Origin of the sequence: Actinoplanes sp. NPDC089786 (genome assembly GCF_040684855.1) — a bacterium.
Classification (GTDB): Bacteria; Actinomycetota; Actinomycetes; order Mycobacteriales; family Micromonosporaceae; genus Actinoplanes.
On record NZ_JBFBGU010000001.1, the window covers coordinates 1,778,606 to 1,789,784 of the forward strand.

The 11,179-nt window shown below is 71.6% G+C and carries 13 protein-coding genes; 7 read left to right on the plus strand and 6 right to left on the minus strand.

The genetic code is table 11. From position 1 onward, the window contains the following. The first annotated feature begins 37 nt into the window (after positions 1-37). On the plus strand, positions 38-496 hold the full coding sequence (locus tag AB0O15_RS08570; protein WP_364315812.1) for a potassium channel family protein: 459 nt from the start codon (positions 38-40) through the stop codon (positions 494-496). Here AB0O15_RS08570 and AB0O15_RS08575 read toward each other — a convergent pair. Together AB0O15_RS08575 and AB0O15_RS08580 are read right to left on the minus strand one after the other, a co-directional pair. Then, positions 447-1,943, minus strand: coding sequence for an alpha/beta hydrolase (locus tag AB0O15_RS08575; protein WP_364317142.1), 1,497 nt, complete (start codon positions 1,941-1,943; stop codon positions 447-449). The two genes, AB0O15_RS08570 and AB0O15_RS08575, sit on opposite strands and share 50 nt — an antisense overlap. Positions 1,944-2,084: 141 nt before the next feature. Then, positions 2,085-3,152 carry an ATP-dependent DNA ligase gene (locus tag AB0O15_RS08580; RefSeq protein ID WP_364315815.1) on the minus strand — a complete coding sequence of 356 codons (1,068 nt, stop codon included), beginning with the start codon at positions 3,150-3,152 and terminating at the stop codon, positions 2,085-2,087. A 106-nt stretch (positions 3,153-3,258) separates the two neighbouring features. Between AB0O15_RS08580 and AB0O15_RS08585 the strand changes: the two genes are divergently transcribed. The 4 genes from AB0O15_RS08585 (at position 3,259) to AB0O15_RS08600 (ending at position 6,996) form a co-directional block, all read left to right on the plus strand. Continuing rightward, positions 3,259-3,807 carry a hypothetical protein gene (locus AB0O15_RS08585; RefSeq protein ID WP_364315817.1) on the plus strand — a complete coding sequence of 183 codons (549 nt, stop codon included), beginning with the start codon at positions 3,259-3,261 and terminating at the stop codon, positions 3,805-3,807. A gap of 9 nt (positions 3,808-3,816) precedes the next feature. Further along, positions 3,817-4,521 carry a HipA family kinase gene (locus AB0O15_RS08590; RefSeq protein ID WP_364315820.1) on the plus strand — a complete coding sequence of 235 codons (705 nt, stop codon included), beginning with the start codon at positions 3,817-3,819 and terminating at the stop codon, positions 4,519-4,521. Next, entirely contained in the window at positions 4,518-4,898 is a 381-nt protein-coding gene (locus AB0O15_RS08595; protein ID WP_364315823.1) for a DUF3037 domain-containing protein, read from the plus strand. The genes AB0O15_RS08590 and AB0O15_RS08595 overlap by 4 nt, the downstream gene beginning before the upstream one ends. Positions 4,899-5,010: 112 nt before the next feature. Beyond that, entirely contained in the window at positions 5,011-6,996 is a 1,986-nt protein-coding gene (locus tag AB0O15_RS08600) for a nitrate- and nitrite sensing domain-containing protein (protein WP_364315825.1), read from the plus strand. A 49-nt stretch (positions 6,997-7,045) separates the two neighbouring features. On the opposite strand, the gene ligD is transcribed toward AB0O15_RS08600, so the two are convergent. From ligD to AB0O15_RS08615, 3 genes are all read right to left on the minus strand, one after another. Next, positions 7,046-8,080, minus strand: coding sequence for a non-homologous end-joining DNA ligase (gene ligD, locus AB0O15_RS08605; protein ID WP_364315828.1), 1,035 nt, complete (start codon positions 8,078-8,080; stop codon positions 7,046-7,048). 65 nt (positions 8,081-8,145) lie between these two features. Further along, positions 8,146-8,694: an LPXTG cell wall anchor domain-containing protein gene (locus AB0O15_RS08610; RefSeq protein WP_364315830.1), complete on the minus strand. Its 549-nt coding sequence runs from the start codon at positions 8,692-8,694 to the stop codon at positions 8,146-8,148. Positions 8,695-8,793: 99 nt separating this feature from the next. Further along, positions 8,794-9,237 (minus strand): hypothetical protein, encoded by a 444-nt coding sequence (locus tag AB0O15_RS08615; protein WP_364315833.1) that lies wholly within the window; start codon positions 9,235-9,237, stop codon positions 8,794-8,796. Positions 9,238-9,304: 67 nt separating this feature from the next. Here AB0O15_RS08615 and msrB point away from each other — a divergent pair, with 67 nt between their 5' ends. Further along, the gene (msrB, locus tag AB0O15_RS08620; protein ID WP_364315835.1) at positions 9,305-9,718 is read left to right on the plus strand and encodes a peptide-methionine (R)-S-oxide reductase MsrB; all 414 of its coding nucleotides are present in this window, start codon (positions 9,305-9,307) and stop codon (positions 9,716-9,718) included. A gap of 26 nt (positions 9,719-9,744) precedes the next feature. Here the strand turns inward: msrB and AB0O15_RS08625 are convergent, their stop codons facing one another. Then, positions 9,745-10,521, minus strand: coding sequence for a class I SAM-dependent methyltransferase (locus tag AB0O15_RS08625; protein ID WP_364315838.1), 777 nt, complete (start codon positions 10,519-10,521; stop codon positions 9,745-9,747). A gap of 53 nt (positions 10,522-10,574) precedes the next feature. Here AB0O15_RS08625 and AB0O15_RS08630 point away from each other — a divergent pair, with 53 nt between their 5' ends. Continuing rightward, positions 10,575-11,132, plus strand: a complete 558-nt coding sequence (locus AB0O15_RS08630) for a TetR family transcriptional regulator (protein ID WP_364315841.1) — start codon at positions 10,575-10,577, stop codon at positions 11,130-11,132. Positions 11,133-11,179: the final 47 nt, after the last annotated feature.

Genomic DNA, 11,179 nt, shown 5'->3' on the forward strand with positions numbered 1-11,179 from the left:
GAGCCGCACCCTGGCACCGACCGGGCACGATGGCCGGATGCGAACCGTGCTGGTGCCTTTTCACAGGGCGTACCGGGGGCTGGTCTGGCTCGCCAACTCGCCCCGGATGCTGATCGTCGCGTACGGAATCCTGATTGTGATCTGCGGATCCCTGTACCCCGTCTTCGAGGATGACGTCTCGTTCGGCGACGGGCTCTGGTGGGCGGTCGTCACGGCCACCACGGTCGGCTACGGCGACATCTCACCCGACTCGTGGGAGGCGCGGCTGATGGCCGGGCTGCTGATCTCGCTCATGGTGCTGGGCGTCGTGCCGCTGATCACGGCACACTTCGCCAGCAAGCTGATCGTCGATCAGGACGCCTTCCGCCACGACGAGCAGGAGGAGCTGAAGAACAACCTCCGCCTGGTGCGGACCCTGCTCGAGGAGCTGGCCGAGCGTCAGGGCGTCAACGTGCCGGGCAGCGCAGGCCCTCCTTCGGCACCGCCAGATCGATGAGGTAGCGGTCGACCGCGTTGGTGATGCAGGTGGTGCTCGGGTACGCCGTGTGCCCCTCGCCCTCCCAGGTCAGCACGTGCCCGGTGCCGAGCATGCCGGCCAGCTCGGCGGTGTTCTCGTACGGCGTGGCCGGGTCGCCGGTGGTGCCCACGACCACGATCGGCGGGGCCCCGGTGGCCGGACCGGCCGGGTAGGGGTCGCGCTTGCCCGGCCAGAACGTGCACGGCAGCATCCCGATCGCCAGCGCGCCGCCGAACAGCGGGTACTTCGTCCGCCACTCGCTCTGCAGCCGGCGGATGCGGTTGACCGGCGGCGCCTCGTCGGTGTCGGCGCAGTTCACCGTGAGGTTGGCGTCGAACAGGTTGGAGTAGGTGCCGTCCGGCTTGCGGTCGGCGTACTGGTCGGCCAGGTCGAAGACGCCCTTGGCGTTGCCCGCCTGGAGGTCGTCGATCGCCTTGGCCAGCGACTTCCAGCCCGACTCGGTGTAGAGCGACGAGATCACCGCGACGAAGATCCAGCCGGCCGTGGCGTCCCGCCCGTCGTCGCCCTTGACCGGCGACGCCTTGGCCTTGGCCAGCGCGTCGGTGACGGCGCCACGGGCGTCGGCCGCGATCGGGCACTGGGCCGGTGTCGCCTTGCACCAGGTGGTGAAGTTGGTGAACGCCCGCTCGAAGCCCTTGGCCTGGGCCTCCGAGCCGGCCACGTAGTCCTGCTCGGGGTTGACCGCGCCGTCCAGCACCAGGCCGCGGATGTTCTGCGGGAACAGCTGGGCGTAGGTGGCGCCGAGCAGGGTGCCGTACGAGTAGCCCAGGTAGGTCAGCTTCTGGTCGCCGACGGCCGAACGGATCGCGTCCATGTCCTTGGCCGCCTGCTCGGTCGAGAAGAGCGGCAGCTGGTCGCCGTACTTCTTGCCGCAGCCCTCGGCGATCTTCTTGTTCAGCGCCACGACCTCGTCGAACGCGGCCTGGTCGACCGGGTCGGGTTCGAACGCGAACGACGCGTCCTGGTCGGTGTTGTCGATGCACTTCACCGGGTTGCTGCGGCCGACCCCGCGCGGGTCGAAGCCGACGATGTCGAACCGGTCGGTGATCTCGGTCGGCAGGCCGCCGAGCTGCTGGCCGAAGGACAGGTAGACCGAGGTGTCGATGCCGGAGGCGCCGGGGCCGCCCGGGTTGAGCACGAGCGATCCGATCCGCTCCTTCTGGTTCCGCGACCGGATGCGGATCATCTGGATCTCGTACGTCTCACCGGACTTCGGCGACGCCCAGTTCCGCGGCACGGCGACCGACGCGCAGTCGTACCGCATGTTGTTGGCGCCTCGCCCGACCAGTTGCTGGGGCACCTCGGGGCAGGATCGCCAGGAGGCGACCGTGCCGGGCACCGCGGGCGCCTGGGGCGACGCGCCGGGATCGGCCGCGTCGCTGCCGGACTCGTCCGGGGCGATCACCGGCAGCGTGCAGCCCGCGGTCGCGACCACGGCAACGAGCAGGGCGACGACCAGGCGGGGGTGACGCGGCACGAGGCTGACCCTTCCACGGAAACCGACGGTGCAGCCACGAAGGCTAGCCGGTGAGTCTGACAGGCGCGGCTACCGGCTGGTGAGGACCTCGGCCAGGTCGAATCGCACCGGGCGTTCCAGCTGGTCGTAGGTGCAGGTGCGCGGGTCGCGGTCGGGCCGCCAGCGCTCGAACTGGGCGGTGTGCCGGAACCGGACACCCTCCATGTAGTCGTACCGCACCTCGACCACCCGCTCGGGGCGCAGCGGCGTGAACGACAGATCCTTGCCCGCGTTCCACCGGCTGACCTCGTTCTTGCGCGGCGTCCGCTCGCCGGACAGGTGGGCCTCCCAGTTCCACGGGTGACCCTCGAACGTGGTCACCAGCGGCTGCATCTGTTCGAACAGCTCCTCGCGGACGGCCATCGGGAACGCGCCGATCACGCCGACCGAGACCAGCTTGTCGTCCTCGCCGTAGAGGCCCAGCAGCAGCGAGCCGATCCGGTTCTCGGCGCTCTTGTGCACCCGGTAGCCGGCCACCACGCAGTCGGCGGTGCGCTTGTGCTTGACCTTGAACATCACGCGCTTGTCGGGCTCGTACCCGAGGTCGCGGGGTTTGGCGATGAGGCCGTCCAGGCCGGCGCCCTCGAACTCGGCGAACCACCGCCGGGCCGTCTCCAGATCTTCGGTGGCCGGGGTGGTGTAGACCGGCGGCTCGGCGTCCTTCAGGCACTCCATCAGGCGGGCCCGTCGCTCGGCGAACGGAAGCTGGGTCAGATCTTCCGAACCCAGGGCGAGCAGATCGAAAGCCACGAACCCCGCCGGCGTCTGTTCGCTGAGCAGCTTGACCCGGCTGGCCGCGGGATGGATGCGCTGCTGGAGCGCCTCGAAGTCGAGGGTGTTGCGGGAGGTGTCGGCGACGATCACCTCGCCGTCGATCACCGCGCGCTCCGGGAAGTTGGCCAGGATCGCCTCGACCACCTCGGGGAAGTAGCGCGTCATCGGCTTCTCGTTGCGGCTGCCGATCTCGACCTCGGCGCCGTCCCGGAAGACGATCGAGCGGAAGCCGTCCCACTTCGGTTCGTAGATCTGGCCCGGGGGGATGTCCGCGACGGGTTTGGCCAGCATCGGCTTCACGGGCGGGTTGATCGGCAGGTCCATCGCCACAGTCTGCCCTGATCAACGGGGAGGTGAAGCCCGCCCTGTTCGCTGTGAGCGAACGAATTCCGCGAGCAGGTAAGCCTTGTAACGGTGTAATCATGTAAGCATGCGATTCCGTCCGACTCCTCCGGGAGCACGCACCGAACCACCGCCCACCGACGACGCCGCCGCCTGGATCGCCGGGTCGGTCAACGACACCTGGTTCACCGAGCCGCCCGAGGTCGTCATCGACCGCGACGAGATCATCATCTGGGGCCGGGTGAACCAGCCCGAGCTGGGCGCCGACGCCTCCGACGCCGACCGGGCCGCCGCCCAGGCCGGCCGGATCAACCAGTTCCGCGAAGACACCCGCGACGACCGGATCCGGGTCGCCCGCCAGGTCGAACACCGCTACCAGCGCAAGGTCGCCTGGGGTGTGCGCTGCGGCGACACCAGCGAGCTGTTCACACACCTCTCGGCGCCGGTGATGACCCGGCTGCGCCAGCCCGAGCGCCAGGTGCTCGACACGCTGGTCGACGCCGGCGTGGCCCGCTCCCGCTCCGAGGCGCTGGCCTGGTGCGTCAAGCTCACCGGCGAACACTCCGAGGAGTGGCTGGGCGAGCTGCGGTCGGCGATGGCCAAGGTCGACGAGGTACGCCGGCAGGGTCCCGCCTAAGGTAAGCGGGTGCTGCGCGAGGTCACCGCCACCCGTTACGTCACCCCGCTGCGCGAGGGCGGCTCGCTCCCGGGCGTCGTCGAGGCTGACGACGAGGGCACCTACGTGGTGAAGTTCCGCGGCGCCGGGCAGGGTCCGAAGGCGCTGGTCGCCGAGATCATCGCCGGTGAGCTGGCCCGGCGCCTCACCCTCCCGGTCCCCGACCTGGTGGTGGTCGGCCTCGACCCGGTGGTCGCCCGGGCCGAGCCCGACCAGGAGGTGCAGGAGCTGATCAAGGCCAGCGCCGGCGCCAACCTGGGGATGGACTTCCTGCCCGGATCCTTGGGGTACGAGCCGACGGCACACCCGGTCGAGCCCGGTCTGGCCGGGCGGATCCTCGCGTTCGACGCCTTCGTCGAGAACGTCGACCGCAGCTGGCGCAACCCGAACATGCTGATCTGGCACCGCGAGCTGTGGCTCATCGACCACGGCGCCAGCCTGTTCTTCCATCACGACTGGGACCGCGCCGCGGGCAAGGTGCTGCGACCCTTCAAGGCCGACGATCACGTGCTCCGGCCGTACGCGACAGAAGCCCTTGAACCTCCGCCCGTGACCCCCGAGCTGCTGGCCGAGGTGGTCGCGCTGGTGCCGGCGGAGTGGCTGGACGTGCCGCCCGAGCGCTACGTCGACCATCTGACCGCCCGTGCCGCCCGCCCCGAGGCGTGGTTGCCATGAGAATCCCCTACGAGTACGCCACCATCCAGGCCTGCCCGCGGATCGAGCGCGGCGAGCTGATCAACGTGGGCGTGCTGCTCTACTGCCACCGGACCGACTTCCTCGAGGCGGGCATCCTGCTGGTGCCGGAGCGGCTGCTCGCCCTCGATCCGGCGGCCGACGTGCACGCCGTGCGGACCGCCCTCGGCGCCTGGGTGGCCGCGTGCGCGGGCGGCGGCCAGGCCCAGGGCATGTCCCTGGGCGAGCGTTTCCGCTGGATGGTGGCCCCGCGCAGCACGATCCTGCGGGCCGGCGCGGTCCATATGGGACTGGCGGCCGACCCGTCCGAGGAACTCGACCGCCTGGTCGACAAACTGGTCCGGATCGACACCCCGTAAGTTACGGAGTAATCCCGGAATTGTCGGTTGTCCGACACCCGTGAACCAAGCATGGTCAGCGCGAGTACTTCCTTTCATGCGAAGGAAACCGAGATCCATTCGCTCAAAGATCATGCTGGCTCTGCTCGTTCCCGTGCTCGCGCTGATGGCACTGTGGACGCTGGACGTGAGCGCGGCGGTCACCGACGCCACCGCGTTCCGCGACAGCTACAACAGCCGCGACAACGTGAGCCTGCCCTGCGACCGGATGGTGGCGGCGCTGCAGGCCGAACGCCGCGGATCGGTCGTGGCGCTGGCCATCGGCGGGGACCCCACGACAGTGCGGGCCCTGCGGGCGGCCACCGACGCGAAGATCACCGAGTTTCAGGAGCTGTCCCGAAACTATCGGGGCGAGGGCATCTCGGCCGACATCACCCGGGACCGGATCGCCGGCCTGAGCGGCGCCTTCGACTCCCTGGCCCTGCTGCGGAAGCGGGTCGACACCGGTGACGTCACCCGGGCCGAGGTGGTGAGCGGGTACGCCGGCATCATCAGCTACGCCTTCACCGTCTACAACGCGGCCGCGGTGTCCAGCGACCCGCTGGTGGAACGGGTCATCCGGACCGGGGTCGCTCTGCGCCGGTCCGGTGAACTGCTCCACCAGGAGAACGCCCTGCTGAGCGGGGTGACGATCGCGGGCCGGTTCGACGGCGGGGAATACCGGCAGCTGATCGAGATCGTCGGCGCGGTGCGGTTCCAGATCCCCACCTCCGGCGCCACCCTGCCCGGGCCGGACCAGGCCGACTTCAAGAGCATGCTCAGCGGCCCGGCCTTCACCGCCCTGCGGGGCGCCGAAGACCAGCTCATCCGCTCCGGCACCGCCGGGGAAGAGGTCGCGACGACACCCGACGTCTGGGCCGCCACCTTCACCCCGGCCGTCCGCGAGTTCTACCGCTTCCTCGCCAACGGCTACGACAAGGCCGCCGAGTTCGCGAAGGCGGAACGCGACCGGATCCTGTGGCGATTCGGCGTCTCCGGCCTCCTCGGCCTGCTCGCCATCGTGGCGTCGCTGCTGCTGGCCGTCCACATCGGCGGCTCCGTGGTGCGGCGGCTGTCCGTGCTGCGCGCGGCGGCGACCGACCTGGCCCATCGACGCCTGCCTGACACCGTCCGGGCGCTGCGGGCCGGCGAGCGCGTCGCCGGCGACGTCGACCCGTTGCGGCTGTCCCTCGGCGACGACGAGATCGCCGAGGTCGGCGCGGCCCTGAGCGAGGTGCAGCGCAGCGCCATCGACTCCGCCGCCGGCGAGGCCACCCTGCGCTACGACATGAAACGAGTCCTGGTCAACATCGCCCGGCGCAACCAGACCCTGATCGACCGGCAGCTCGAAGCCCTCGCCCAGGGCACCGGCGAACGGGCCGCGGCCCGGGCCGGACAACTCGCCGCCCAGATGCGGCGGCAGGCCGACCACCTGGTGATCCTCGCCGGCTCGGCCCGCACCGGGCGCCGGCTCGGCCCCCAGCCGCTGGCCGGGATCGTCACCCGGGTGGCGGGCGAGGTGGAGCACGCCGAGCGGATCGAGATCGGCACGATCGCCGACGCCGAGGTGCCCGGGGCGGCCGTCACCGACATCGGTCACCTGCTCGCCGAACTGCTGGCCAACGGCACCACCTTCTCCCCGCCGGAGAGCACGGTGCGGGTGTCGGCCCACCCGGTCCCGGCCGGCATCGTGGTCGAGGTCGAGGACCACGGCCTGGGCATGTCGGCGGCGGCGCTGGACGAGACGAACCGCCGGCTGGCCCAGCAGCAGGAGTTCGACCCGGCCACCAGCTCACGGCTCGGCCTGCTGGTGGTCGCCCAGCTGGCCGCCCAGCACGGGATCAGCGTGGTGCTCCGGCCGGCCGCCGCCGGGGGCATCACCGCCGAGGTGACGATCCCGGCCGAGCTGGCGGCACCGATCTCCCCGGCCCCGGCCCCGGCCCCGGCGGCCGTGACCGTCGCCGGGCCGCGGTCGTCCGGGGGCGGCCGCCGCTCCGACGCGTCCCGGCTGGTGGGCATGGCGTCGCGGGCCGGCCGCGGCACCGCCGCTCCCCGGCACGCCGCCGAGGACCGAACCTAGCGCCGGCGGCGGCCGGCCGTTTGATCGGAGCCGGGTCGGTGACCCGCCGTCAGGGTTCGTCGGTCCAGTTGGCGGCGTTCTTGCGGCTGGGCTGGACCCGGGGTGGTTCGCCGGGCATTTTCGGGTGGTCGGGTGGGTAGGGCATCTCGCCCTGGCCGTTGACCTCGTCTCGCTTCGACCACTCGAGCAGCGGGGTGATGTCGTAGGCGTTGGCGTCGATCTCGGCGTGTGCGTCGCCCTTCTCGGCGATGCGCTTCGGGACCGTGCGCAGGTCGAAGTCGTCCGGTTCGACGTCGGGCAGCTCGTCCCAGGTGACCGGGGTCGAGGCGGTGGCGCGGGCGTTGGCCCGCAGGGAGTAGGCGCAGGCGATCGTGCGGTCGCGGGCCATCTGGTTGTAGTCGATGAACACCCGCTCGCCGCGCTCCTCCTTCCACCACGCCGTGGTGATGAGGTCGGGGCGGCGCCGTTCCGCCTCGCGGGCCAGGGCGATCGCCGCGCGGCGTACCTCGACGAAGGTGAACTCGGGTTTGATCCTGAGGTAGACGTGCACGCCGCGGCCGCCGGACGTCTTGGGGAAGCCCTGCCAGCCCAGGTCGGCGAGCACCTCGCGGAACACCCCGGCGGTCGCGATCACGTCGCCGAAGTCGGTGCCGGGCTGCGGGTCGAGGTCGATGCGCAGCTCGTCGGGGTTGTCGGTGTGGTCGCGGCGGACCGGCCACGGGTGGAACACGACGGTGCCCATCTGGGCGGCCCAGGCGACGTGGGCGAGGTCGGCGGGGCAGAGCTCGTCGGCCGTACGCATCGACGGGAACTTGATCTTCGCCGTCTGGATCCAGGGCGGGACGCCGCGGGTGGAGATGCGCTTCTGGAAGAACATCTCGCCCTCGATGCCGTCCGGGAAGCGCTGCAGCGTCGTCGGCCGGTGGCCCAGCGCGCGCATGATGCCGTCGCCGACGGCCAGGTAGTACTCGAAGACGTCTCGTTTGGTGTAGCCGGGACGCGGGAAGACCACCTTGTCGGGGCTGGTCAGCCGCACGGTGTGCCCGGCCACCTCGATCTCTTCCGCCTGCGCCTTCGCCGCCATGCGCCCGACCCTACGACAGAACCGCCCGGCCGGTGGGCCAGGCGGTTCGGTGTCGATCGGGTAACTCAGGCCTCGCGGCGGCGGCGGGTGTACCAGACCGCCGCGGCGCCGCCGGCCACCAGCAGCGCGCCGAGGCCGATCGTGGCGCCCATCGGCGCACCGGTCAGCGGCAGCGTCCCGGCGTTCACGCCACCGGTCGGCGGCGTGGTCCCCGGCGCGGTCGGCGGCACGGTCTCGGGCAGCTCGCCACCCGGCGGGACGGTGTCGGTGCCACCGGACGGCGTGGTCTCGCTCGGCGACGGGGTCGGGCTCTCCGAGCCGTACCCGTAGCCCTTGTTGCCGCGGTCGTCGTCGTTGCCGCCGGCGGTCGCGTTGTCGTTGGGGACGGCGGTCGTGGCCGCGGCCGCGCCGCCGCCGTAGCCGTCGCTGTCCGCGCTCGAGTCGCACTTGGTCCGCTCGTCGCTCGAGCACGGGGTCGCCATCACGGCCGGCTGTCCGGCGCGCGCCGAACCGTCGCCGGTGGCGTAGGCGGGCGACCCGGCGAAGGCCAGGGCAGCGAGGGCGGTGACGCCGACCGCGGGGAGTCCAGCGGTCAACCGGCGCGTCAAGCTCATGAGGGAAAGTCCGTTCTGTTGCCGTAGGTCCGATTCAGTCCCGAGGAGTTTAACCACTAATGTCCGTATTGGGGAAAACCGCCCCCCGCGAGTCGGCCCTCAGCAGGGAACGCCGCCGATGCTGTGACTGCGCCACAGGTGCGAAAGGGTGGAGACCTTGAGGTCGAACTGCGGGTCCTCGGCGAGCAGGCCGTCACCGCTGTACGGCGCGGCCAGCTGCAGGCTCGCGCCCGAGACGAGATAGACCGAGACGACGGTACGCGCGCCGCGCCGTTCCGCCCGCAGATCGACCACGTGGTCCCAGGGCTCGTGCCCCCACGCGGTCCGGATGCCCCGGGCGTCGATCCGGGTGCCGCGCCGTCCCGCCAGCAGGCCACCGGTCATCCCCGCGGCCAGCGAGCAGCCCGCCACCGCGGCCCACAGCACACCCGGCACCGGCGCGGTCAGCAGGACACCGGCCGTGCCCGCGAGGGCGACCAGAACACCGAGGAGGATTCCGTACCGGAGGGCTTGCTGCCGCGTGGGCGTGAACGCTGCTTCCATGGGGTGACCAACGAACGGTCGCTCCCGGCAGGCCGCACGGCACGTGCGACCGACGTACGGTTGACACATGGCATCCGACGAGCCCACCACCCTGCCCACCACCGAGGACGAGTGGCGCGTACGCCTCACTCCGGCCGAGTTCCGGGTGCTCCGCCAGGCCGGCACCGAGCCGGCGTGGCAAGGGGAGTACGTGGACACCAAGACCGCCGGCACCTACGAGTGCCGGGCCTGCGGCGCGCAGCTCTACCAGAGCAACGACAAGTTCGACAGCCACTGCGGCTGGCCGTCCTTCGACGACGCCATCCCCGGCGCCATCAAGGAGATCGACGACGTCAGCCTCGGCATGGTCCGCACCGAGATCCGCTGCGCCCGCTGCGACAGCCACCTCGGCCACGTCTTCCGCGGCGAGATGATGACCGCGAAGAACACCCGCCACTGCGTCAACAGCCTGTCCATCAAGCTCGACCCCGCCGCCGGCTGACGAGACCCCGCCGCCGGCTGAGGTCGTCAGCGCCGGCGGGCGCTGACCGCGACCGTCGTGTACGCGGCGGTGAAGTCGCCGATGCGGGTGGCCAGGTCGGCCAGCAGCGCGTCGCGGGTCTCGGGCGGCACCCGGGTCAGGCCGCCCGTGGTCGGCAGCAGGTCGAGCCATTCGGCTCGGGTGTAGTGGCGCGACCAGGCCGTCCGCCATTCCTCGGGGGCGTGGAAGGCGTCGGCCCGGATGATGCCCTGGCCGGCGTTGTCGATCATGTGCTGGTAGAGGTCGAGGGCCGGCCGGTCGTAGAAGGCGGGCGCCTCGGGGAAGAAGCGGCGGAACGCGTCGGCCAGGATCGTGGCCAGCTCGGGCGGGGGCTGGAAGACGTTCCAGAACACGGTCAGCCGGCTCCCGGGGCGCAGCACCTCGGCCGCGGTGACCGCGCCGGCCAGCGGGTCGACCCAGTGCCAGGCCTGGGCCGCGACGACGGCGTCGAAGACGCGCCCGCGCGGCTCCCACTTCTCGAACGTCGCCACCTCGACCTCGGTCCCGCCGGCCCGGGCCAGGCCGGCCATCCGTTCGTCGGGTTCGACGCCGAGCACGGTGCAGCCGGCCGCCGCGAACTGGCGGGCCGCGATGCCGGTGCCGGTGCCCACGTCGAGCAGGCGCGGGCCGGGTGCGGCCTCGACGATGCGGGTGATCAGCCCGGCCGGGTAGTCGGGGCGGGCCCGGTCGTAGCGGCCGGCGTCGGTGCCGAAGGACTCGGCCACCTCGCGGTGCTGGTGCGGCTCGGGGTTTAGAGTGGGCATGCGCCCACCTTAGTGGGCACGCGCCCACTCAAGCCAGGGGAAGGGTGCGCCCGATGCCGACCGGGGTGGCGATTCGAGACGTCCGCGAACATCTGTTCGGCGCGGCCGAGCGGGTGCTCGTGCGGTCCGGGGTCAACGCGCTGACCAGCCGCGCCGTCACCACCGAGGCTGGCGTGGCCAAGGGGGTGCTGCACCGGCACTTCGCCGACTTCGACGCGTTCCTGGCCGAGCTGGTGATCGACCGCATCGCCCGGCTGGCCGCCCGGCGCGACGACCTGCTGGCCCGCGTCGGCCAGGGGACCGTCGAGGGCAACCTGGCGTCGGCCCTGCGCGACCTCTTCGGCTCGGTGGCCGGGGCGATGCTGAGCCTGATCATCGCCCGCGACGAGTTGCGGGCCCGGCTCCGGGCCGCGGGTCTCTCCGGCATCCCGATGGCCGCCGACGCGATGCGGATGATCCGCGACTATCTGGCCGCCGAACAGCGGGCGGGCCGGATCGAGGCCGGCGCCGACGTGGACGCGATGGCGCTGCTGCTGGTCGGCTCGGGCCACCTGATCGCCGCCGCGGCGGACGACAACTTCGACCGGGTCATCGCGGCAACCCTCCGCTAATACCTATTACCAAATGCGATCCTCTTGACGACCGTGTCAACGGCTGG